The 24,281-nt window shown below is 36.5% G+C and carries 23 protein-coding genes; 22 read left to right on the forward strand and 1 reads right to left on the reverse strand.

Annotated elements, in window-relative coordinates; genetic code table 11:
• Positions 1 to 94 precede the first annotated feature (94 nt).
• From ACPLOV_RS03810 to lat, 20 genes are all read left to right on the forward strand, one after another.
• Entirely contained in the window at positions 95 to 613 is a 519-nt protein-coding gene (locus ACPLOV_RS03810) for a chromate transporter (RefSeq protein ID WP_424908983.1), read from the forward strand.
• Positions 614 to 793: 180 nt separating this feature from the next.
• Positions 794 to 1,606 (forward strand): FAD binding domain-containing protein, encoded by an 813-nt coding sequence (locus ACPLOV_RS03815; RefSeq protein WP_424908984.1) that lies wholly within the window; start codon positions 794 to 796, stop codon positions 1,604 to 1,606.
• Between the two features lie 15 nt (positions 1,607 to 1,621).
• Positions 1,622 to 2,089 (forward strand): (2Fe-2S)-binding protein, encoded by a 468-nt coding sequence (locus tag ACPLOV_RS03820; protein ID WP_424908985.1) that lies wholly within the window; start codon positions 1,622 to 1,624, stop codon positions 2,087 to 2,089.
• Positions 2,089 to 4,437 (forward strand): xanthine dehydrogenase family protein molybdopterin-binding subunit, encoded by a 2,349-nt coding sequence (locus ACPLOV_RS03825; RefSeq protein ID WP_424908986.1) that lies wholly within the window; start codon positions 2,089 to 2,091, stop codon positions 4,435 to 4,437. The genes ACPLOV_RS03820 and ACPLOV_RS03825 overlap by 1 nt, the downstream gene beginning before the upstream one ends.
• Positions 4,438 to 4,480: 43 nt before the next feature.
• Entirely contained in the window at positions 4,481 to 5,716 is a 1,236-nt protein-coding gene (locus tag ACPLOV_RS03830) for a uracil-xanthine permease family protein (protein ID WP_424910671.1), read from the forward strand.
• A gap of 312 nt (positions 5,717 to 6,028) precedes the next feature.
• Complete coding sequence (locus ACPLOV_RS03835; protein WP_424910672.1) at positions 6,029 to 7,261, forward strand: uracil-xanthine permease family protein; 1,233 nt, start codon at positions 6,029 to 6,031, stop codon at positions 7,259 to 7,261.
• A gap of 52 nt (positions 7,262 to 7,313) precedes the next feature.
• Positions 7,314 to 8,075: a selenium cofactor biosynthesis protein YqeC gene (gene yqeC, locus ACPLOV_RS03840; RefSeq protein WP_424908989.1), complete on the forward strand. Its 762-nt coding sequence runs from the start codon at positions 7,314 to 7,316 to the stop codon at positions 8,073 to 8,075.
• 2 nt (positions 8,076 to 8,077) lie between these two features.
• Entirely contained in the window at positions 8,078 to 8,635 is a 558-nt protein-coding gene (locus tag ACPLOV_RS03845; RefSeq protein WP_424908990.1) for a nucleotidyltransferase family protein, read from the forward strand.
• A 15-nt stretch (positions 8,636 to 8,650) separates the two neighbouring features.
• On the forward strand, positions 8,651 to 9,454 hold the full coding sequence (locus tag ACPLOV_RS03850) for an XdhC family protein (protein ID WP_424910673.1): 804 nt from the start codon (positions 8,651 to 8,653) through the stop codon (positions 9,452 to 9,454).
• Positions 9,451 to 10,272 (forward strand): selenium-dependent molybdenum cofactor biosynthesis protein YqeB, encoded by an 822-nt coding sequence (gene yqeB / locus ACPLOV_RS03855; protein ID WP_424908992.1) that lies wholly within the window; start codon positions 9,451 to 9,453, stop codon positions 10,270 to 10,272. Before ACPLOV_RS03850 ends, yqeB begins: the two co-directional genes overlap by 4 nt.
• 81 nt (positions 10,273 to 10,353) lie before the next feature.
• The gene (locus ACPLOV_RS03860) at positions 10,354 to 11,193 is read left to right on the forward strand and encodes a DUF2877 domain-containing protein (protein WP_424908993.1); all 840 of its coding nucleotides are present in this window, start codon (positions 10,354 to 10,356) and stop codon (positions 11,191 to 11,193) included.
• A 20-nt stretch (positions 11,194 to 11,213) separates the two neighbouring features.
• Positions 11,214 to 12,749, forward strand: coding sequence for an acyl-CoA synthetase FdrA (fdrA, locus tag ACPLOV_RS03865; protein WP_424908994.1), 1,536 nt, complete (start codon positions 11,214 to 11,216; stop codon positions 12,747 to 12,749).
• Between the two features lie 10 nt (positions 12,750 to 12,759).
• Positions 12,760 to 12,939, forward strand: coding sequence for a fdrA domain protein (locus ACPLOV_RS03870; protein ID WP_424909001.1), 180 nt, complete (start codon positions 12,760 to 12,762; stop codon positions 12,937 to 12,939).
• A 22-nt stretch (positions 12,940 to 12,961) separates the two neighbouring features.
• A complete protein-coding gene (locus ACPLOV_RS03875; protein ID WP_424908995.1) occupies positions 12,962 to 14,209 on the forward strand; it encodes a DUF1116 domain-containing protein in 1,248 nt (415 codons plus the stop codon).
• Between the two features lie 58 nt (positions 14,210 to 14,267).
• Positions 14,268 to 15,050, forward strand: coding sequence for a cyclase family protein (locus ACPLOV_RS03880; protein ID WP_424908996.1), 783 nt, complete (start codon positions 14,268 to 14,270; stop codon positions 15,048 to 15,050).
• A gap of 7 nt (positions 15,051 to 15,057) precedes the next feature.
• Positions 15,058 to 16,005 (forward strand): carbamate kinase, encoded by a 948-nt coding sequence (gene arcC, locus ACPLOV_RS03885; protein WP_424908997.1) that lies wholly within the window; start codon positions 15,058 to 15,060, stop codon positions 16,003 to 16,005.
• Positions 16,006 to 16,047: 42 nt separating this feature from the next.
• A complete protein-coding gene (locus ACPLOV_RS03890) occupies positions 16,048 to 16,932 on the forward strand; it encodes a carbon-nitrogen hydrolase family protein (RefSeq protein WP_424908998.1) in 885 nt (294 codons plus the stop codon).
• Between the two features lie 112 nt (positions 16,933 to 17,044).
• Positions 17,045 to 18,718, forward strand: coding sequence for a PucR family transcriptional regulator (locus ACPLOV_RS03895; RefSeq protein WP_424908999.1), 1,674 nt, complete (start codon positions 17,045 to 17,047; stop codon positions 18,716 to 18,718).
• A 281-nt stretch (positions 18,719 to 18,999) separates the two neighbouring features.
• Positions 19,000 to 19,356 carry a YraN family protein gene (locus ACPLOV_RS03900; protein ID WP_424909000.1) on the forward strand — a complete coding sequence of 119 codons (357 nt, stop codon included), beginning with the start codon at positions 19,000 to 19,002 and terminating at the stop codon, positions 19,354 to 19,356.
• Between the two features lie 254 nt (positions 19,357 to 19,610).
• Positions 19,611 to 20,948, forward strand: a complete 1,338-nt coding sequence (lat, locus tag ACPLOV_RS03905) for an L-lysine 6-transaminase (protein WP_424910674.1) — start codon at positions 19,611 to 19,613, stop codon at positions 20,946 to 20,948.
• Between the two features lie 26 nt (positions 20,949 to 20,974).
• On the opposite strand, the gene ACPLOV_RS03910 is transcribed toward lat, so the two are convergent.
• Positions 20,975 to 21,154 (reverse strand): hypothetical protein, encoded by a 180-nt coding sequence (locus ACPLOV_RS03910; RefSeq protein ID WP_424908533.1) that lies wholly within the window; start codon positions 21,152 to 21,154, stop codon positions 20,975 to 20,977.
• 168 nt (positions 21,155 to 21,322) lie between these two features.
• Between ACPLOV_RS03910 and ACPLOV_RS03915 the strand changes: the two genes are divergently transcribed.
• Positions 21,323 to 22,687, forward strand: a complete 1,365-nt coding sequence (locus ACPLOV_RS03915; RefSeq protein ID WP_424910675.1) for an ATP-binding protein — start codon at positions 21,323 to 21,325, stop codon at positions 22,685 to 22,687.
• A gap of 63 nt (positions 22,688 to 22,750) precedes the next feature.
• Positions 22,751 to 24,271, forward strand: a complete 1,521-nt coding sequence (locus ACPLOV_RS03920) for a YifB family Mg chelatase-like AAA ATPase (protein ID WP_424908535.1) — start codon at positions 22,751 to 22,753, stop codon at positions 24,269 to 24,271.
• Positions 24,272 to 24,281: the final 10 nt, after the last annotated feature.

Consider the following 24,281-nt stretch of genomic DNA (forward strand, 5'->3'; position numbering starts at 1 on the left):
AAACTCAAAATCTATTTTCATCAATGGTTGTGTTTTACTAAACATGGATGGTTAAGTAAAAAATAACTAAAAATTATTAAAAATGGAGGTAAGTATGAAAAACATTATTGTTTTATTCATTGCTTTTTTCAGGGTAGGAGCTCTAAGCATAGGAGGAGGCTATACTTTAATACCCCTTATTGAAAGGGAAGTGGTTTTTAATTACCACTGGCTTACAAAAGATGAGTTTTTGGAGATATTGGGTATTACCCAGGGAATTCCGGGAGCCATTTCTATGAAGTTTGCTACTTATACCGGTTATAAAGAAGCGGGAATTTTTGGGGTTCTTGCGGCAAATATAGGTATTTTACTGCCTCCTGTAATAGGAGTAATGATATTGTATTCGGTTTTTAACAAGTTATCGGTAAATCCGGGCTTTAAAGCCTTTTTAACGGGTATTAAATTTGGAACGATTGGACTTCTCCTTGCCTTTGCTATGGAAATGGCAAAATCAGCCAAATGGGGGTTAAACGGTGTACTAATTTTAATTCTGTCGTTTTTAAGTTTATATTTTAAAATCCATCCCGGACTCGTAATAATTTTAAGTGGATTGTTAGGATTGGTAATTTTATAAAAAATATTTAAATGAGATTTTATTCACAAATATCAAATTTTCGAGTTTAGTTTAATTTTAAATATAAATTGTAAGTTTAATATTTGTATATAATTACTAAAGGTATTGTGACATTTTTATAGAATAAAAATGATTGAAGAAATTATTATGTACTAAAAAAGTAGCGGGAGGAGGGCTATTTTGATAAAAGCTGTTGAGTATATTAAGCCGAAGAGTAAGGAAGAAGCGGTAAAGGTATTGAGCGTGCCGGGCAGTAAAGTATTAGCGGGTGGAACAGATTTGCTGGTCAATATGAGGAACAAGGTTATTTCGCCTGAAGTTCTGGTTGATATTAAAGGTATTGAAGATTTAAAAGGAATTAGGGTAGAAAATGACAAACTTTTTATCGGAGCTACCGTTACTATAAACGAAATAGTAGAAGATGAAAAGATTGAAAAAAAATACCCAATTCTTAAAGAGGCCGGTAGCGTTTTGGCCTCCTATCAAGTCAGGAACAGGGCTACGGTTGGAGGAAATCTTTGCAATGCTTCTCCGGCTGCGGATATGGCGTCACCGTTGCTGGTCTTACAGGCGAAGGCGGTTATTTACGGAAATGAAGGAATAAAGGAACTTTCCTTAAAAGACTTTTTCTTAGGTGTAAAAAAGACTGTCTTAAAACAAGACGAAATATTGGTAGGGATATCTATACCCGTAAGTGATGGGCACGGTAAGTATTACAAAAAATCCAGGATTAAAGGGCATGACCTGTCAATCGTAGGAGTGGCAGGATACAGGATGGATGATTATTTGTACTTCGGCATAGGAGCATGTGCTATTACTCCAAAACTTATAGAAGTAGATGTAAAAGGCCTCGGAAAAGAGGAAGCCATCAAAGTTAGCAAAGAAAAAATATTAAGTGAAGTCAATCCAATTACAGATATAAGGGCTACGGCTGAATACAGGCGTGCAATGCTTGAAGTCTTTGTTGAGAAGATTGTTAATGAAATTATGTAGATAGGGGTGAAAAAGGTGAAGGAAATTACCGTTACCGTAAACGGAGAGAAATATACGGTTAATGTGAAAGAAAACAAAACCCTTCTTCAGTTTTTGAGAGAAGATTTATTTTTAACCGGAACCAAAGAAGGTTGTGGGGCAGGAGAATGCGGTGCATGCACGGTTATAATGAATGGAAAAGCGGTTAATTCCTGTTTAGTTCTTGCCGTAGAAGCCGATGGGGCAGAGATAATCACAATAGAAGGAATTGCTAAGGACAACGAATTATCAAAGATTCAAAAAGCGTTTATAAAACATCAGGCTTTTCAGTGCGGTTTTTGTACCCCCGGTATGATAATGTCGGCAAAAGCTTTACTCGATAGAAATCCAAATCCCTCCGAAGAGGAGATTAAAGAAGCAATTGCCGGTAATTTATGCCGTTGTACCGGCTATTTCCCAATTATTGATGCCATTAAGGATGTTGCTGAAGGGAGGATTGAATAATGGAAAGCTATATTGGGAAGGGAATTCCAAGGGTAGAAAGCTTTGAAAAGGTTACCGGAATAGCAAAATATGTGAATGATTTAATGCTTCCCGGTATGCTATATGCAAAAATGCTTTTGAGCCCCCATGCCCATGCCAAAATTAAGAGAATTGATGTAAGCAGGGCAAAGGAGTTACCGGGAGTAAAGGCAGTTCTTACCGGCGAAGAATTGAATTATAAGCAGGGTCTTTACCTTAGAGATAAAGATATTCTTGCGAAAGGCAAGGTAAGATACCAGGGAGAACCTGTAGCAGCGGTAGCTGCGGTAAGTGAAGAAATTGCAGAACAGGCAATTTCTCTTATCGAAGTGGAATACGAATTACTGCCTCCCGTGTTCGATCCTGTGGAAGCTATAAAGGAGGACGCACCTCTCGTTCATGAAGAGTTAGGATCGTATGAATTCATGAAAGGCGTATTCCATCCTGTACCCGGTACAAATATTGCCAACCATCATAAACTGAGAAAAGGCGATGTAGAAAAAGGATTTAAAGAATCCTATAAGATAATTGAAAACGAATTCAGGATGCCACAGGTAGCGCATGTTCCGATGGAAACCCATGTGGTAATTGCTGAATGGCTGCCCAATGACAGGATAAAAGTATATACCTCCGCTCAATCTCCTTTTGCAGTGAGGAATTTAATGAGCGTTACCTTGGGAATACCCCATGCCAAGATTGAAGTAGAGGTACCTTACCTCGGAGGAGGGTTCGGAGGCAAGGCCGGAATCCATTTAGAACCTCTTACAGCACTTCTTTCCAAAAAAGCGGGTGGAAGACCTGTAAAATTAGTAGCTAAAAGAGAAGAAGAGTTTAATACACTTCCCTGCCGTCAGGCTCTGGTAGCAAGAATAAAAACAGGTGTTTCCAAAGAGGGTAGAATTTTAGCACAAGAGATAACTTATTACTGGGATGCCGGTGCATATGCTGACTATGGAGTAAATATAGGCAGGGCAGCTGGATACTCCGGAGCGGGTCCTTACGATATAGAAAATGTAAAGTTAGATTCTTATACGATTTATACCAATCATGTATTCGGAACTGCTTATCGCGGATTCGGTCATGTAGAGTTCATGTGGGCTATTGAGAGACAGATGGATATGGTGGCTCATGAGCTCGGAATGGATCCCTATGAATTCAGAATGAAAAATGTTTTAAAGCCGGGTTCAATTACAATTACCGGTGAAAAAATAAGAGAAAATACGGGTAGAGTAGATAAATGTTTGGAATCTGTTGCCAAGGAGATCGGCTGGGGTAAAAAGAAGACCGATGAAGAAAGAAAAGCTGAAATAGCTAACGGAAAGATAATCGGTAAAGGGTTGGCTGTATTGCATAAAGCACCTGCTATGCCTACTTTTACATCCTGCTCAGCTGTTGCAAAATTTAATGATGATGGTACCGTAAGTATTTCTGTTAGCGGAACCGATATGGGACAGGGAACTTATACCGCTCTTGCTCAAATTGCAGCGGATACGTTGAAAATGCCCGTAGAAAAGATAATTATGGTTTGGGATTGCGATACCAAGACCGATCCCTATGACTGGCAAACGGTCGCGAGTCGATTCCTGTTTATGGGTGGAAATGCGGTAATTAGAGCATGCAATGATATGATCGAGCAGATGAAGGAAGTTGCCTCTGCTGTTTTAAGAGCACCTAAGGATGAATTAGAGATAGGCGATGAAAGGGTATATATTAAACATAACCCCGATGAATATGTAACTTATAAAGAATTAGCCCTTGGCTACGTATATCCAAACGGAAATGCCATCGGCGGACCTATTATAGGAAGAGGCAAATATATTGCTCAAGGTTTAACAATTTTGGATCCCGAAACAGGTCAAGGATTACCTGCAATTGACTGGACCTATGGTGCTCATGGGGTAGAAGTAGAGATAGATATTAAAACGGGAGACTTGAGAATAAAGAAGATTGCATCCACATTTGACGTTGGCAAGGTAATTAATAAACTTTTGGCTGAAGGACAGGTAAAAGGCGGCGTTGTTCAGGGAATAGGAACGGGATTATTTGAAGGTTATATCTACAATAAAGAAGGTAAATTATTAAATAATTCCTTTACCGATTATAAAATACCAACAGCAAAGGATATTCCAGACGAGATAGTGACTGATTTTGTAGAAACACCGCAGTTAGATGGTCCTTATGGAGCAAGGGGTGTTGCGGAACATCCGATGATCAGCGTAAACGCCGCAATTGCAAATGCTATATATGATGCAATTGGAGTAAATATCAACGATCAGCCTCTTACCTCAGAAAGAATTTGGAAAGCTCTGAAAGAAGCAGGATTAAAATAATATTAATTAATACATGTAATCATTAAAAATAGGAGGAAAGCAAATGGCATTTGTTGAAAAAAAAGTCGTAGCAGTTGAAAGGGGTCCAATTAGAGCAGGAGATTATCTACCCTTCTATCAACTGCTGATTTTAGGATTGCAGCACACTTTTACTATGTTCGGTGCGACCGTTTTAGTTCCTATATTAACGGGTTTTGATGTGGGAGTTTCACTTTTAACCGCTGGAATAAGCACGTTATGGTTTCATTTTATAACTAAGGGAAGGGTGCCCGTATTTCTCGGGTCATCCTTCGCCTTCATTGCTCCTTTAGCTTTAACCGTACAAAAATATGGTGTTGCAGATTCTCTTAGTGGTATTATAGCAGCTGGTCTTTTATACGTGATAATGTCGTTTTTTATTTATAAACTGGGACCTGAATTTATTGAAAGAATATTTCCTCCTATTGTTACAGGTCCAATCATTATGGTGATAGGATTGTCCTTAGCTCCTGTTGCAATAAAAAATGCCAGCACCAACTGGACGATAGCCTTCATTGTTTTGATTACGGTTATTATTGTAAATATTTTTGGCAAGGGAATGATTAAATTAATTCCCGTTATTATCGGGCTGGCAATAGGGTATTTTGTTTCTTTGTTAATGGGAGTTGTTGATCTCAATCCCATATATAACGCGAAATGGTTTTCCCTTCCTACTATCACGCTTCCAAAATATAATCCTGCAGCGATTGCGATAATTGCTCCCGCAGCAATAGCACCTATAGTAGAATTAGTAGGAGATATTTTAGCAATAGGCGCAACGGTGGAAGAAGATTTTATAAAAAATCCGGGAATCCACAAATGTATGTTTGCAGATGGTACCAGCACGATTATTTCTGCATTTTTTGGAGGGCCTCCTAAAACAACATATTCAGAAAATACGGGAGTTCTTGCACTCACTAAGGTATGGAAACCGCAGGTAATGTGGGTAGCATCTATTTTTGCTATAATTTTATCTTTTATTCAGAAGCTTAGCGTAGCGATTAGCACCATACCAAATGCAGTAATTGGCGGAATTTCAATAGTTTTATTTGGCATGATCGCAAGCATAGGAGTTAGGACTGTAGTAGAAAATGATATTGATTTTACTGATTCAAGAAACTTGATAATTGCCAGCGTTATTTTGGTATTGGGAATTGGAGATGCTGTTATTAAAATTGGGAATGGGCTTGAACTGGGTGGAATGGGATTAGCAGCGATAGTAGGTGTTATCTTAAACCAAATTTTACCTAAAACAAGATAATCTATTTGTTGACTAAAACCGCTTTTAGGTTGCATGTCCTAAAAGCGGTTTTTTAAATGGTAATATCTTAAAATATATTGTAAAATATAATTAAATCTATTTTTATATTCATGCAACATATAAATTACCGCATATTTGTAAAGATAAAACAAAGGTAAGTTAAATTAAAAAAAGAATAGTATAAATAGAAAAGTATAAAAAGTATCATAAAAAAACAATATTTTAAAAATAACCATTAAATAAATTTTCAAAAAAGGGGGTTGATAATTTTTTAGTATGTAATATCAAACAATATTATTAGGAGGGTGTTAAATGGCAACAAAAAATGGACAAATTCGCGGCCCTGTAAGGGCAGGGGATTATTTACCCTTTCACCAGCTATTAATACTGGGTATCCAGCACACTTTTACCATGTTCGGAGCCACGGTACTGGTACCTCTTTTGACCGGTCTTGATGTCGGTGTAGCACTTTTTACAGCAGGTATAGGAACTTTATGGTTTCATCTCGTAACAAAAAGAAAGGTTCCGGTATTTTTAGGTTCATCCTTTGCCTTTATTGCCCCCGTAGCATTGGTGGTAAAACAGTACGGTATACCCGCGGCTCAGGGAGGAATCATTGTAGCCGGTCTTTTATACTGCGTAATGGCTGCCTTTGTTTATTTCTTAGGTCCAAGCTTTATCGAAAAATTGCTTCCTCCGGTAATTACCGGTCCTATTATTATGGTTATAGGATTAACCCTTGCTCCAGTAGCAATTGGTAGCGCAAGCAAAAACTGGATCATAGCTTTTATAGTGCTTCTAACCGCCATAATTATTAATATTTATGCCAAAGGTTTTATCAAGCTTGTTCCCGTTATAATAAGCTTAATAGTTGGTTATATTGTTTCGGCTATTGCTGGGATTATTAACTTTGAACCGGTTCTCCAGGCTCCATGGATTGCCGTTCCGAGATTCACATGGCCGGTCTTTAATGCCGCTGCTATTGGTTTAATTGCTCCCGTAGCGGTAGCTACTATGGTAGAACATGTAGGTGACGTACTTGCTGTAAGCGCAACGGTAGAAGAAGATTTTATTAAAGACCCCGGTCTTCACAGGACAATGATAGGTGATGGTATAGGTACAGCTCTTGCAGGACTTTTCGGCGGACCTGCAAACACTACTTATTCTGAGAACACCGGTGTACTTGCTTTGACAAGGGTATGGAAACCAGAGGTAATGAGAATTGCTGCATGTATGGCTATACTCCTATCCTTTATTCAAAAGGTGGGAGCGGCTATTAGGACCATTCCCGAACCGGTAATTGGTGGAATTTCAATAGTATTATTCGGTATGATAGCAAGTATCGGTGTAAGAACCGTGGTAGAAAATCAGGTGGATTTTAAACAACCGAGAAATCTCATAATCGCGAGTGTAATCCTGGTGCTGGGTATCGGTGGAGCAGTAATAAATATTGGATCTTTCAAAATGGGCGGCATGGGCCTTGCTGCACTGGTAGGGATTATTTTAAATCAAATCCTACCGAGAAGTGAAGAATCTGCGGAGTGATAAAAAGAGGGCGGGTAATTACCGCCCTTTTATAATCTTTCAGGAGGTTTTTATGATTTTAACTGAAATACTTGAATTAAAAGAAAAAGAAATGATTTCGGCGGTAGGCGGAGGGGGAAAAACCACTTTACTTTTTAATCTTGCTCTTGAGCTTTCAAAGGTGGGGAAAAAAGTTTTGTTAAGCACAACTACAAAAATTTATTTGCCCGAGTCTGAGGAAAATTTCAAGGTAATATTAGGCGATGAAGAAGAGGTTTTGAATAGTATCAAGGCCGAAAAAAATTTAATTATAATATCGGGTAAAAGAATTGTGGAAGAAAATAAACTTGAAGGCTTAAATAAGAGTTTTTATAATATAATTTTTGAAAAGAATATGTTTGATTATATCCTGATTGAAGCGGATGGCTCTAAAAGAAAGCCGATAAAGTTTCATGCATATTATGAACCTGTTATTCCCGAACTTACTACAAAAGTAATAGGTATAGTGGGACTTGACTGTATGGGAGAAAAATTGGACAACCAAATATTCCACAGGGCTGAAGACTTTAGCAGAGAATTCGGTTATAAAATAGGGGATAATATTGATGAAAAAATGGTAGCTGATTTAATAATTAGTGGAAAGGGTCTTTTTAAAACCTCACCGGATGACTCTGAAAAAATTCTTATATTGAATAAAGCGGATAATCCCGATAGGCAAAATTGGGCGACTAAAATTATAAAAGAAATTAAAAAAAGAAGTGATAATTTATCTTTAGCAAAAATACTCATTACTTCTTTTGAGAAAAATATTTTGATGACGGACAATGGAGGTTAATGATGAAAATTTATGCGATTGTTCTGGCGGGTGGCGAAGGTAAAAGAGCAGGAGGTAATAAACTTTCTAAGGTAGTTGATGGGAAACCAATGCTGCAGTGGGTTATCGAAAGTGCTAAAGAGGCAGAATTTGAAGGTATAATTCTTGTTTCGGGGAAGGAAAAGGATTTCTGTGAAGAATTATCAAAGATATATAATATTTCTCATGTCTACAATGAAAATTGGAATTTGGGCATGGGGTATACATTAAAAAAGGGTGTTGAAAATCTGCCAAAGGAAGCGGATGGATTTGCAATTCTTCTGGGAGATATGCCATATATAAAAAAGGAAACCTTAAATACTTTAATAAAAGAATTTTCAAATTATAAGGAAATAGTAATACCAACATTTCAGGGGAAAAAAGGCCATCCACCAATATTTTCAACTAAATATGTTGAAGAGGTGAGGAGGGTATTTAAAGATATGGGAGCAAGAGAGGTGATCAAAAACCATCAAGAAAAGGTAAAATTTGTAGAAGTTGATGATGAAGGAATTCTAATAGATATTGACACATTTAATTGAAAAAGGAGGGTTAAAATGAATATTTTTGCTGAAGCCTTAAATGCCGAAAGAGAAGGTAAAAACTTTGCGATTGCGACAATTATTAAATCGGAAGGATCGGCACCGAGACACGAAAATTCAAAAATGATAATCTTTGAAGATGGAAGCATTAAAGGAACTGTAGGTGGTGGAATTCTCGAAAAAAAGGTAATAATGGAATCGTTAGAGTGCATTAAAAACGGGAGAACAAAAGTATTAAAGTTTGTTTTAGACAGTAAAAAAGAAAATTCCTTACCAATGATATGCGGTGGGGAAGTTGAGGTATTTATAGAAGTTTTTAAAAAGAGGGCGAAATTAATTTTAATTGGTGGAGGACACGTTAATTTTGCTATATATAATTTTGCAAAACATCTTCATTTTGACATGGTTATTATTGATGATAGAGAAGAATGGGCTAACACAGAGAGATTTCCAGAGGCAGAAGTAATTGTAGATAATATTTCCAGAGCATTAGATGGATATTCCACTGACCAAAATACTTTTATTGTAATTGCTACAAGAGGGCATCTTTTTGATAGGGAAGCTCTAAAAATAGCGATTAACAAAACTGCCAAATATATAGGAATGATAGGCAGCAGAAAAAAGGTCAAGGAAACCTTTGAGGCATTGAAAAAAGAAGGTATTGAGCAGGAAAAATTAAACCGGGTATATTCACCTATAGGTCTTGATTTGGGCGCGGAAACACCTGAAGAAATAGCTATTAGTATCCTCGCGGAAATTTTAAAGGTAAAAAATAATGCTACTGGAAAATCCATGAAATTGGAAGGGGAAGCGGAATGAGCATTTATAAAATTCATAATACTAAAATTTTAATCCGGGGAGCGGGGGATATCGCAAGCGGTATAGCCTACCGCTTATTTATTTCTGGCTTTAAGGTGATAATGACTGAAACAGAACATCCAACTTCAATTCGAAGGAAAGTATGCTTTTCTGAAGCAATTTACGATGGAGAAAAAGAAATTGAAGGAGTAAAGGCAATTTTTTCGAAGGATCCTGATATGGCTCTGCGAGTAGCAGAAGAAGGTAAAATTCCGGTACTGATTGACCCTGAACTGAAATATTTATCTTACATTAAGCCCCTTGCTCTTGTAGATGCAATTCTTGCAAAAAAAAACCTGGGTACAAAAATAGAAATGGCAGACATTGTTATAGGTGTAGGGCCGGGATTCGAGGCGGGGAAGGATTGCCATGCCGTAATTGAAACTAAAAGAGGACATAATCTGGGTAAGGTTATTTATTGTGGAAGTGCTGAGGACAATACCGGAGTACCGGGAGAAATTATGGGTTACGCTCGGGAAAGAGTGCTTTATGCCCCTGCCTCCGGCAAAATAAAGGTTTTAAAAGATATAGGTAGTTTGGTAAAAACCGGCGAAACTGTAGCAGTTATAGGTAATGTTGAAGTAAAAGCCAGGATTAATGGTGTTTTAAGGGGCATGATACGGGACGGTTTTGAAGTATATGAAGGTTTAAAAATAGGAGATGTGGATCCTACCGGAGTTGTAGAAAATTGCTATACCATTTCTGATAAAGCAAGAGCTGTAGGAGGCGGAGTATTAGAAGCTATATTATTTTTTATGAATCAAATAATAAAAAATTAGAACATTTATTGTGATAGTTTAACAAAGGAATAGCTTTGACAATATCGAATTTCTTAATCAATAAAGTAATGGAGAATTAATATGATTTATATTAATGTTACTGCCGGAAAAAAAGCACTGAGAATTTTAAGTTTAAGGAAAAAGGGTAAAATTCACAGTGTTTTTAAAAATGCCATAAACATTCTGTTTGATAATGAGCTGATAGGTATTGTAAAAAAGGATGATTTTTTAAATTTTTATAATATATCTATTAGCTTTACCGGTAATTTTGAAACCTTGCCGGTGAATTTTGAGGGATCTACGGTAAATTTTCATGACGATATTTTATTTTTTAATAATACCCCGCTTTTTTATGTTTATGATATTAATATTTTTAACCCTTTTAGCTATCTTTTTGAGCATTTAAATGAAAAAAATTTATCTTATGATAAAAAGTCATTGATTTCAAAGATATCTTTATTGGAATCGATAGCAAATGAAGAACTTTCAAAATACGATGACTTAACTTTGTCAGTAAGAAAAAAAATAATTAACTTAGCGGAAAAAGAATTGTCTTCGATGATTGGCTTAGGACCGGGGCTTACTCCGGCTTTTGACGATTTTTTAAGCGGTTATATGATGGCAAAAAACTTTATGTTTTTTTTAACGAAAAAGCAAATTTTTCGCTCATTTAAAGAAAACCTGAAAATAATAAGGAAATCAAAAAATAAAACCAACATTGTCAGCTACCAAATGCTAAAAACAGCGGCAATGTTTGGAGGTCCCAAACTGGTTATTGATTTGCTTATAAGCCTTTTTCATCCTGATGAACCCGGATCCATAGAAGATAATTTTCATAAATTGTTAAATATCGGAGCTACATCGGGATGCTTTTGGGCTTTAGGAATAATAGATGGCATTAAGAAATTCAAGGAGGTGTAATCCGGTTATTCCGGGGAAAAATGGTAAAAGAAATAGTAATTAAAAAGAACTCTTTTTTTGATTCGGTCATGTTGATGACAATTTCAAGAGAAGTGAAAAATATCGAAGGGATAAAAGAAGCTGTAGTGGTAATGGCAACGGATTTTAATAAAGAAACCCTAAAAAATGTAGACATGATAAATGACGAAGTACTGGAAGCTACGCCTAATGACTTAGTAATTGCAATTAAGGCGGAAAATGAACAAAGTATTGAAGTTGCTAAAAATAAAGTGGAAGAAATGCTAACAAAAAGAACCCAGGCTCAGGGAAGCGAATACAACCCGAGGACTCTGGAGATGGCACTACAGATGGTTCCTGATTTAAACCTGGCATTAATCTCGGTACCCGGTATGTATGCGGCTGAAGAAGCGAAAAAAGCTTTAGAGGCCGGGCTTCATGTGATGCTATTCAGCGATAATGTTTCTCTGGAGGATGAAATAAAACTAAAGAATATTGCCCGGGAAAAAGGTCTTCTAATGATGGGGCCTGACTGCGGTACGGCAATAATAAATGGTGTTCCCCTGGCCTTTGCAAATAAAGTTAGGCGAGGGAAAATCGGTATTGTCGGTGCCTCCGGAACAGGGACTCAAGAGGTTTCTTCAATAATTACAAGACTTGGAGGAGGAGTTTCTCAGGTAATAGGTACAGGCGGCAGGGATTTAAAAGCTGAAGTCGGTGGAATAATGATGACGATGGGAATTGAAGCCTTAATTGAAGATGATGAAACCGATTGTATAGTTCTTATTTCAAAACCACCCGCAAAAGAAGTGATGGAAAGAGTCATAGAGAAGATAAAAAATACTAATAAAAAAGTCATAGTACATTTTATTGGTGCCGATTTGTCCTTTGCTGAAAAATATGGACTGGAAACTGCTTCCACACTGGAAGAGACTGCATTTAAAGCTTACGAAGCATGTTACGGAAAACTTGCAAAGCTGCCTGAGGAGGAAGAGGTAAGAATCGATATTGAAAAAATTAGAAAGAGCCTTAATGTCAATCAAAAATACATTAGAGGGCTTTACTCGGGAGGAAGCCTTTGCGATGAAGCAATGGTGATAATGAAAAAGAAATTCCCGAGAGTATATTCTAACATTGCCTTAACTGAAGAGGAGAAACTTCCTTCAAAGGATCAAAGCATACAGCATACAGTAATTGATATGGGGGATGATGAATTTACCCGCGGTAAACCGCATCCCATGATCGATTATACCCAGAGGGTGGAGAGGATTTTAAAAGAAGCAGAATCCGAAGAAGTAGCGGTTATCTTACTGGATGTGGTTTTAGGATACGGTGCTCATAAGGATCCTTCTTCGGAACTGGTACCTGCCATTCAAAAAGCCCGGGAAATTGCTTTGAAAAAAGGCAACAATATAATATTTGTTATTTCTCTTTGTGGAACCTACGAAGATCCTCAGGATTATAGAAAACAGAAAGAAGAATTAGAAAGAGCCGGGGCAATAGTGACAACTACTAATAAAAGAGCAGTAGAGATAGCCATGTCAATTGTTGAGGCTTAATTTTAAGGAGGTGACGTTATTGTCTAAGATTAACGAACTTTTCAAAAAGGAATTGAAGGTTGTAAACATTGGAATTACTGGTTTCAGAGATGATTTAAAAAGTTTGAAGGTTCCGGTAATCCACGTGGAATTCAGGCCTCCTGCAGGAGGTAATGCAAAACTATTATCCATACTAAAGAAATTAAAATAAAGTTTTAAAGGGGGAAAACAAATTGGTAGATATTGAAAGAGCAAATCAAGAAGCGGTTCAGAGATTTTTAAACAGCCAACCCGTTCTTGTAGGTATCGGAAAAGCTTTAGATGTAATTCCCGGCATGACTCCTAAGACTATTTTACATGCCGGTCCACCGGTTACATGGGATAGGATGTCAGGCCCCTTGAAGGGAGCTATAGTTGGGGCGCTGATATATGAAGGACTGGCAAAGGATGAAAATGAAGCTATAGAACTTGCAAGCTCGGGAGAAATTACTTTTGATTCCTGTCACCATCATAATGCAGTAGGACCGATGGCCGGTGTTACATCACCATCAATGCCGGTTTTTATAGTAGAAAATAAAACCTACGGTAACAAAGCTTACTGTAACTTGAATGAAGGTCTTGGAAAGGCATTAAGATTTGGCGCTTACGGTGAAGATGTTATAAAGAGATTAAAATGGATGGAAGAGGTACTCGGTCCTGCCTTAAAAGAAGCTCTGTCAATAGTAGGTGAAATTGATGTAAAAAACTTACAGGTTCAGGCTCTGATGATGGGAGATGAATGCCATAACAGAAATAGAGCCGGTACATCGCTATTTTTAAGGCAAATTGCCCCGGGTCTTGTAAAGAGCAGTCTTCCAAAGGAAGATGTGGCAAAGGTATTTGAATTTATTAATGGAAATGACCATTTCTTCTTAAATTTATCAATGGCTGCATGCAAAGCTACAGCAGACTCTGCAAAGGGCATAAAAGGAAGCACGATGGTTTACACAATGGCGAGGAATGGAACGGATTTTGGCATCAGAGTAAGTGGGCTTGGAGATAGATGGTTTACTGCACCTGCAGAGAAAATAAGAGGTCTTTATTTCCCAGGTTTTGGCCCCGAGGATGCAAATCCAGATATAGGTGACAGCGTAATTTCTGAAACAATCGGTATTGGTGGCTTTGCAATGGCCGCAGCACCTGCAATTGTACAATTTGTAGGCGGTACGGTTAAAGATGCCATTAATTATACCCAGAGTATGTATGAAATTACGCTAACTGAAAACAATGCCTATAGGATTCCTTATCTTGATTTTAAAGGAACCCCAACCGGAATAGACATCAGAAAGGTTATCGAAACGGGAATATTACCAATAATTAACACGGGAATAGCCCATAAAAACCCGGGAATTGGTCAGGTAGGGGCAGGATTGGTAAATCCCCCAATGAAATGTTTTGAAGATGCGCTTATTGCCTTTGCTGAAGAGTATAACATTGAGTAAAAGGTTTTGTGGGAAATACTAAATTTATCAATTTAAATTATGAGGAGGTAAAATAACAATGAGTTTTTTAGAAAAAGTAAAAATGTATGATTTAACACAACCTTTAAGTCATCTTACACCACCATGGCCTACTTATGAACCACTGCAAATCAAATTTTTCAAAAGACTTGCTCCAAATGGAGCTAACGGGCAACTTATTACTACCAGTAACCATGTGGGCACCCATTTAGATGGCGAACTTCATTTTTGCACCAGTGGAAGGGATATAGCAAGTCTTCCTCTTGATTTTCTCGTAGGACCCGGTGTCGTAGTTGATGTAAGCGATATAGCTGAAGATTACGGAATTTACACTTCTAAAGACATAATGGAAAGAGCAGATGTTAGAGAAGGAGACATTCTGATAATTCACACAGGCTATCATCATTATGCCTGGGACCAGCCAAATGCTGATGAAATTAAATATATGATTAAACATCCGGGACCAACCATGGAATTCGCCGAATGGTGTATTAAAATGAAGATTAAATGGATAGGAGTTGACTGCGGTTCTGCAGACCATCCGATGAACACGAAAATTAGAGAATGGATGCCCAACCAGGCAAAGGAGGCAGATGCATATCTTAAAGAAAAATACGGGAAAGGTTTAGATGAATTCTTCCCCGCAAACCATTACCAGTTAATGCATATTAAACTTTTCCCTTATGGAATTATTCATGCAGAGAACTTAGGCGGAGACATCGATAAGCTCTTGAATAAGAGAACCGTGATTGGCTGCTTCCCGTGGAGATTTGTGGGCGGAGAATCTTCAATTTGCAGAATTGTAGCCTTCCATGAGGAGTAGGGAAAATATGGCTAAAAAGAGAGTAGTAGTCGCACTTGGCGGTAATGCAATACTTCAACCCGGTCAAAAAGGCACCTTCGAAAGTCAATTGGAAAATATTAAAATTACCGCAAAACAGCTGGTAAGCCTCGTAGAACGGGGCTACCAGCTCCTTATCACCCACGGAAATGGTCCACAGGTTGGTCAGGTATATTTACAGCAAAAAGCAGCCGAAAAGGAAGGAATTCCTTCAATGCCCCTTCATGCATGCGGTGCGTTTACTCAGGGATTATTGGGTTATATGATACAGCAATGTTTATTTAATGAAATGAAAAAAGCGGGTTTAAAGAACAATGTGGCAACAGTTGTAACTCAGGTATTAGTATCAAAAGATGATCCGGCTTTTAAAAATCCTACGAAGCCGATAGGACCCTTTTATTCAGAAGAACATGCTAAAAAAGCCATGGAAGAGTTTGGTGAGGTATGGAAGGAAGACAGCGGGAGGGGATGGCGAAGGGTTGTTCCTTCCCCGGAGCCGCAAACCATTATTGAAATAGACGCTATTAAAGAACTTTTATCAAAAGGTACCATTGTTATAGCCAGCGGTGGTGGTGGAATACCTGTATTCTTAGATGAAAATGGTGAGCTAAAAGGAATAGATGCGGTAATAGATAAAGACTTAGCTGCTGAGAAAATGGCTGAAGAAATAGATGCGGATATATTTGTGATTTTAACCGATGTTCCTTATGTTGCTATAAACTACAAAAAACCGGATCAAAAAAATCTGATGAATGTAAAATTGGAAGAAATGAAAAAATATTATGACGAAGGACATTTTAAAGAAGGTAGTATGGGACCAAAAGTAAAGGCCGTACTGAAATTTGTTGAAAATAAAAAAAGAACGGCGGTAATTACATCTCTTGACAATGCTTTACAGGCAGCAGAAGGGATTTTCGGTACAGTGGTAAGTCCATAAGGTTATGTCCATAAGGTTATAGATTAAGGTGGTGTCTTTTTAATGAAAGAATTTACTGTTTGCGGAGTACAAATTGCTCCAAAACCAAACGATATAGCGTATAATGTGGAAAAAATAAAGGAATGGGCTAAAAAGGCAAAGAAACTGCATAACCCTGAGCTGATAGTCTTTCCGGAATCTGCCACCACAGGGTTTACTCCCAATATGCCTATTTATGAGTTTTACAATTTATTGGATCCTATACCCGGGAAAGTAACAAAAGAGATGGAAAAGCTTTCTAAGGAATTAGATGCCTATCTTGTTGTTCCTATGTACGAAAAGGGAGAAGAGCCCAATGTGGTATATAATAGCGCAGTCGTAATTGGACCATCGGAAGGAATTATCGGTATTTACCGCAAGACACACCTTTTTCCTACGGAAAGGTTAAGCGCGGGCGGATGGTCAACTCCTGGAAAGGAAGCACCCGTTTTTGAATTGCCTTTTTGCAAACTTGGAGTGATGATCTGTTATGATGGAGATTTTCCGGAATTAGCAAGAGAGCTTGTAGTTAAAGGTGCAGAAGTTATAGTAAGACCCTCCGCACTTTTAAGAAGTTTCGATATATGGGAATTAACAAACAGAGCCCGGGCCTACGATAATCACGTATATTTTGTAGCTGTAAATGCGGTAGGACCTGATGCAGGAAACAACTTTTATTTCGGACACAGTATGATTATAAATCCCATAGCTCAAAAACTGGCTCAGGCGAGAGGTACCGAAGAAATAATTTATGCAAAACTCGATCCAGACCCCATTAAATACGTCACATATGGTGCCAGCACACCTATGATCTTTGATCATGTAGAAGACAGAAATTTGGAAGTTTATAAAAATATTATGAAGAAATCAAAATGTCCTTTTGAACCGGCAAAAAGAATACCTTACTAAAACCGCCAATTTGGCGGTTTTTTTGTTAATAAATTTTAAAGCAAAAAAAAGGATAATTTCACTTTTTGTCGAAATATAACAAATAGATCATCCTAAGTGGGGGAATAAATTAATGGATAGGATTGGTATTACGGTCAAAGAAGTGCTGGAAAAAAGACTTTTAGGAAATGCCGAACTGATTGCGGGGAAATCGGGTATTAATCGGGTAATTACAAGAGTTAATATAATGGAAGTTCCGGATATAATTAACTGGGTAAAGCCGGGGGAATTATTGTTTACTACTGTGTATTCTATAAAGGATGATTATGATGCTCAAAAAGCTCTTATACCTGCGCTTAATTCTAAAGGATTGGCAGCAATAGGCATTAAACCGGGAAGATATATTAAAGAAATTCCTGAGGCTATGATTCAAGCAGCGGATAAATTGGGGTTTCCATTATTCAAATTACCGCTGGAGGCTTCATTTTCGGATTTAATGCTACCTATTCTACACGAAATATTTGATAAACAGGCAAGTTTTTTACAAAGACTTGATGAAGTTCACGGGAAATTGATGAATGTCGTTATAAATGGAGGAGGACTTAAAGAGATAGCAGTAACCCTTTCTGATTTGCTAAAGGCCAATATCATGATAAAAGAAGAAGTATTTGGTAACTTCTATTATAGTAACGATGAAATGAAAAGTAAATATGACGATGCCGTGATAAAATTAATTGGTAAAAAAAATGGAAGCTTCGAATATGAGATAATGGAAGTACAGAATGGTAGTGGAACGTTTTTTGTAATAAAAGTTCCTATAATGGCAGCCGGTCAAAATTATGGAGAAATTTATGTTTTTAAAGAAAAAAACGATATAACAAATTTTGAGATTAATATTATTGAAAGAGCATCTACGATCTCCGCTTTTTACTTGATTAAGGAGATAGCAGCAAAAGAAGTGGAGATGAGGTACCGTTCAGGTTTCATAGATGATTTATTATCTTTTGATGCCGATAAAAGAAGTATTTCTGTTGAAAGAGGAGCTATTTTCGGCTTTGATGCTTCAAAACAATATACGGTAATATTACTGGAGATAAAGAAGATAGAGAAAGAGCTAAAAAACATCAATGAAAACTCGGAACTTGTAAGATTAAAGAATAGAATTATTAATATTTTGAACAATCTACTTCAAGAAAAAAATGCAATAATTACCACAAAATTAGATACCATGATAATTCTTTTACCTGTCCCGGATAAAATCAGTGATGCGGAAAGCAGAAATTACACAAAAAAATATTGTTATGAAATACTGAAAAAAATTAAGGAAAGTCTGCCGGATATAACTTTAATAATTGCTATTGGAAGATTTTACAGAAATATCACTGAAATATATAAAAGCTACCAGGATGCACGAAAAGCATTAATGATAGGTAATGTTTTGCAAAAATACAATGAAGTGATTCATTTTGAGGATCTGGGTATATTCAGGTTGCTATATCAAAATGCCGAGGAGGATGAATTAATAAAATTTTACAATGAATATATAGACCCTATCGTCAAGTATGATGAAAAACACGGAACTGAACTTTTAAAGACCTTAGAAGCATATTTTAAATGCAACGGCAACTTAAAACAAATTTCTAAAGATTTATATACTCATTATAATACTATTATTTACAGAATACAAAGAATTCAGGAAATCCTGGGAGTAAACCTGGAAAACTCAAGGGATAGATTGAATTTGGAAGTAGCTCTGCAGATCTATAAAATTTTAGACAGAAAACAAATAAGCGATAACCCTCGTTGAAAAGTTATCGAGGGTTATCGCTTTTTATATTTTTAAATTATTTAATCTGCTAAAATTAAAAGGATCAGTATTAAGAAAATCAAAAAAGCTTTTCTATCGTTAAAGCAATTAGGCATATTTTCACCTCCGTATCTTTTTTCCACTTTTATAATATTCATTACTACTTTTTTTGATACGTCGTATGGTCTGGATTTTCCTTATATTACAAGAAGGATTTTTGATTTTTTTATTGAATATTAATGTATTGTGTTAAAATACAAGAAATGAAAGGAAATGATGCAATGGATAATAAAATTTTAGGAAAAGCAGGTGAAGATTACGCGAAGAAATATTTAATCAGTAAAAACTTTATTATTTTGGCTACAAACTATAGATGTAAATTTGGAGAAATAGATATTGTAGCAAAGGATAAAGAAAACAATATTGTATTTTTTGAGGTAAAAGCAAGAAATTCGGATAATTTTGGGAGAGGGTTCGAAGCGGTGGATTTTTTTAAACAGCAAAGAATAAGAAAAACAGCACTAATTTTTTTAGGTGAGAATAAGCAATATTTTAATTCTATAAGATTTGATGTGATCGATATTTTGGTCAGCAAAGGGAAAACTCTCGATCTATTGCATTTTGAAAACGCCTTTTGATGAATAAAATAATTTTTTATCCGGTAAATAAGTCGATATTTCTCAAGGGAATATCGGCTTTATATTTTTTGGATAATGTTTATTGTGGTTAAAAGATTTTTTTGAAGAATAATGATATTTAATAATTTAATATAAATTATTATTGTAACAAAAATTATTTTGTAAATTTTTATAGGGCATATATTGAATAAATACACATTATTTTGTATAATTATAAATCATATTTTTTACAATTTTTTGAGGAGGTATTCAAAATGTTTTCACCTCACGATGTAATTCCAACCCTTGAAAAGTATATTTTGGTGGATGGTTATCCCTTAATAGTTGATTTGGAAAATTCTTTTGGAAGCTACATTGTGGATGCCAGAGATGGAACGGAATATTTAGATTTTTATACCTTCTTTGCCTCATCCCCGCTGGGTTTAAACCATCCAAAACTTGCCAACGAGGAATTTAAAGAGAGAGTCTTCAGAGCTGCTGTCAATAAAGTGGCTAATTCGGATATGTATACGGTGGAAATGGCTCAGTTTGTAAAAACCTTTATGGAGTTTGCCGCACCGGAAAGTTTCAAACATCTTTTTTTAATTGACACCGGCACCCTGGCGGTAGAAAACGCATTAAAGGTGGCTATGGACTGGAAGGTAAGGAAAAACATTGATAAAGGTTATAAAGAAAGCGCTCAGAAGGGAACCAAGGTTATACACTTTAAGGAGGCCTTTCACGGAAGGTCGGGTTATACCCTTTCCCTTACAAATATTTTTGATCCGAAAAAGATTATGTATTTTACCAAATTTAACGATTGGCCCAGGATAACAAATCCCAAGATAGTCTGGCCTTTAGAAAAGCACTTAGATGAAGTGAAAAGGGCAGAGGAAGAGGCAATAAACCAGATCAAAAAAGCTATTGCCGACAACCCCGATGATATATGTGCCATTATAATTGAAACCATCCAGGGAGAGGGAGGAGACAACCATTTTAGACCGGAGTTTTTCAGGGCACTGAGGGAGATATGCGATGAGAACGAGATAATGCTAATATTCGATGAAGTGCAGTGTGGTATGGGAATAACCGGTAAAATGTGGGCATTTCAGCATTACGGAGTGGAGCCGGATATATTTGCTTTTGGTAAAAAGTCACAGGTATGCGGCATATTATCCACGAGGAGGGTGGATGAGGTAGAGAGGAACTGTTTTGTAGAAAGCAGCCGTATAAACTCCACCTGGGGCGGGAACATAGTGGATATGGTGCGCTCTACCAGGATTCTTGAGATAATAAAAGAGGACGATGTACTTGGCCATGTAAACGAGGTATCCAAGATACTGCATAAATATTTACATGCTTTAGAAGACGAATTTCCCGAGCTGGTGGGGAACGTAAGGTATAAAGGGTTAATGGCGGCCTTTGATTTTCCCGATCAGGAACTGAGGGGTAAATTTTTGAAATATTGTTTTGAAGAGCGGATGCTGGTATTGCCGACGGGTGTAAAGGGAGTAAGGTTCAGGCCGATTCTAACGGTAACGGAAGAAGATTTGACGGAAGGGTATAACCGCATGAAGAAGGCTTTAATGAGGATAGAGAAAGAAAATGCATAAACGGGGCTAAAACGCCCCGTTTTACTTTATTCTCCCGGATAAATCATAAGGTTGGGTCTTGTTATATTTTCATTTTCAACTTTAGTAGCTTTATTTTCCTGGGGGAAAATTTCACCAGAAAATTCCATATTGTAACCTAAATCCTGGGGTTTTATGAAATACTTGTCCAGAGCCTTATCCTTTTTTTTAAGCATTTTGAATACCAATTTATATCCCTCCATTTAATAATAATTACCTTTTCTTTTATTATTTTTTGAAAATGACGGATATTATTCAAAATTTGAGAAGAAAGTTCTCATAAAATTACACCTTGATAAAGCCGATTTTTTTTTGTAAATTAATTATCAAGTAATTTAAAAAAGGGGTAATGAAAAATGGAACTAAAAGATAATGATAGTAAAGAGGTTTACGATATATTTCTTGCCATTGAATGCTTAGTTGTTTATAAAAATATTTCAAAAGACCCTGTAATTAAAATTTTTAGCCAGATTTTAAAAATGCTTCTAAACGATGATAATCTTCTTGAAGCTTTTGAAAAATACCATGAATTTATAGGACGTCTGGTAGAAGAAAAAGAAAAGAATAACACATGTTTTTCAGGAAATATATGGCAGGAGTACATATTGGAACTCATTTTGAGGGATGAGAACTGTTTCAGTAAACAATGCGAGTCACTTGAATTTGAAAGTATAAGCGATTACCTTAAAGACATGGTAATCCATGATTTACAGTGTTTAAAAAAGTTGTACGAATTAGATATTAACATGATTAAAAATTTATTAATGGAAAAATTACAATTAGGTTACATAGTATCTTTACCCGATTTTATAGACATGGGATTAAAAAATGAATATCCTTATCCTGAATATTATTTTATTGAAAAAGAAAGTATAAAAGATAAATTACATAATTCAGATAATTGGAAGAAAAATATTAGGGATCTGGCTTGTTTTTATAAAAAGGTGGGCTGTGGGAATTTCGGTAGATACTGGGCTTTTAAATGGATACAAACAGAGAATGGCGGGAGATTGGAAGGAATTGCGGTTCCAGATCCTGTTAAACTTCACGAAATTATAGGTTATGAAGAGCAAAAGAAGGAAGTTTACAGGAATACGAAACAGTTTGTGAAGGGGTTTAAAGCAAATAATGTATTGCTTTACGGTGATCGAGGTACGGGAAAATCTTCTACAGTTAAAGCCCTTATTCATGAATTTGGGAAGGATGGACTTAGAATTGTTGAGGTTTTGAAAGATCAATTAAATTACCTGCCCGAAATTATATCTCAGCTGAAAAATAGACCTCAACGTTTTATCATTTTTATTGACGACCTGTCTTTTGAAGAATTTGAGACAGATTATAAATATCTAAAATCGATACTTGAAGGAAGCCTGGAATCTACTCCTGGTAATGTGATAATTTATGCCACATCAAATAGACGCCATTTAATTAGAGAATTTTTTAGTGATCAACGGGAAGAAGAAAAAAGGGCAAATGAAACGTTAGAAGAAAAATTGTCCTTATCCGATCGATTTGGAATAACAGTCTTATTTAATGCTCCGAATCAGGAAGATTACTTAAAAATCGTTGAAGGAATTGCTAAAAATAGAGGTCTTTCCATCGATTCCGAAGTATTAAGGAAAATGGCTTTACAATGGGAGTTGTGGAACAATCAGCGGTCGGGAAGAACCGCAAAACAATTTATTGACGACTTAATGGGAAGAATGGGGATAAAAAATTAAAGAAGGAATTTTATTTTTTTTATTGAAATAGTCAATTGTAATTTTAATTTCCGAGGAGGACATATGATATCAAAATTGAAAAGCTCCACAATTTATGGTATCGAAAGCTTTGTAGTAGAGGTAGAAGTGGATTTATCCAATGGGCTACCGTGTCTGGATATTGTAGGCCTGCCCGATACAGCGGTTAGAGAATCAAAGGAAAGAGTTAGGGCGGCTATAAAAAATCAGGGTTTTGAGTTTCCGATTAAGCGAATTACAGTAAACCTTGCACCTGCGGATATAAAAAAAGAAGGTCCGCAATTTGATCTTCCAATAGCCATTGGCATCCTTGCGGCAAATAAAAAGGTAAAAGAAGATTCTATCTCGAGCTACCTGGTGGTAGGAGAACTTTCCTTAGATGGATTTGTAAGGCCTGTAAATGGGATATTGCCCATGGCCATAAAGGCCAAGGAAGAAGGGTTGAAAGGGATTATACTGCCCTTTGAAAATAAAAGGGAAGCGGAAGTGATTAAAGGAATAGAGATAATACCTGTAAATACTTTAAAAGATGCAATAGATTTTTTAAATGGAGAACTGAAAATAGAGAATAAAATCGAGGAAACAAATGAAAATATACCGGTTTATGATGTGGATTTTTCAGAAGTAAAAGGGCAAGAAGGGGTAAAAAGGGCAATTGAAATTGCAGCAGCCGGCCATCACAACTTATTGATGATAGGGCCACCGGGTACCGGAAAAACGATGATTGCTCGGAGAGTTCCCACTGTTCTTCCTGAACTTACTCAGGAAGAATCCCTTGAACTTACTAAAATTTACAGTATTTCCGGACTTTTGCCCAGGAATAGCTCTTTAATTAGAAAAAGGCCATTCAGGGCACCCCATCACAGTATTACCCCAGTGGGGATGATAGGAGGAGGGAGGGTCCCAAAACCGGGGGAAGTTACCCTCTGTCATTACGGGGTGCTATTTCTTGATGAAATTCCTGAATTTGATAGAGAAGTATTGGAGCTATTAAGACAACCAATGGAAGACGGTTGTGTTTCCATTGTGAGAAATAATGCTAAAATAATATTTCCATCCAAATTTATGTTAATTGCAGCAATGAATCCTTGTCCGTGCGGTTATTACCTTGACCCTTTCCATGAGTGTTCGTGCAATCCAGGGAAAATCCAGAAATATCTCGGAAAAATAAAAGGGCCTTTGCTGGACAGAATAGACCTGCAAATTGAAGTAGCTTCTGTGAAATTCTCAGATTTTGAAGATACAAAAACTACCGACTCCTTTACTATTAGAAAAAGAGTGGAAAATGCAAGATACATTCAAATTGAAAGATATAAAAATCACGGGATTTTATATAATTCAGAATTGAGTGGTGCTTTAATTAATAAATTCTGTTCAATTGGAAAAACAGAAAAACTTCTTTTAAAAGAAGCTTTTGAAAAATTAAAATTAAGTGCAAGGGCTTTAAACAGGATATTAAAAGTATCCCGTACCATAGCTGATTTAGAGGGAGAAGAAAGAATAAGTGAAAGGCATATTGCTGAAGCATTACAATACAGAAACTTAGAAAAATACTATGGGCTATAGTTTTCGGAGG

The sequence above is a fragment of the Thermovenabulum sp. genome, assembly GCF_049723235.1.
Lineage (GTDB): Bacteria > Bacillota > Thermosediminibacteria > Thermosediminibacterales > Thermosediminibacteraceae > Thermovenabulum.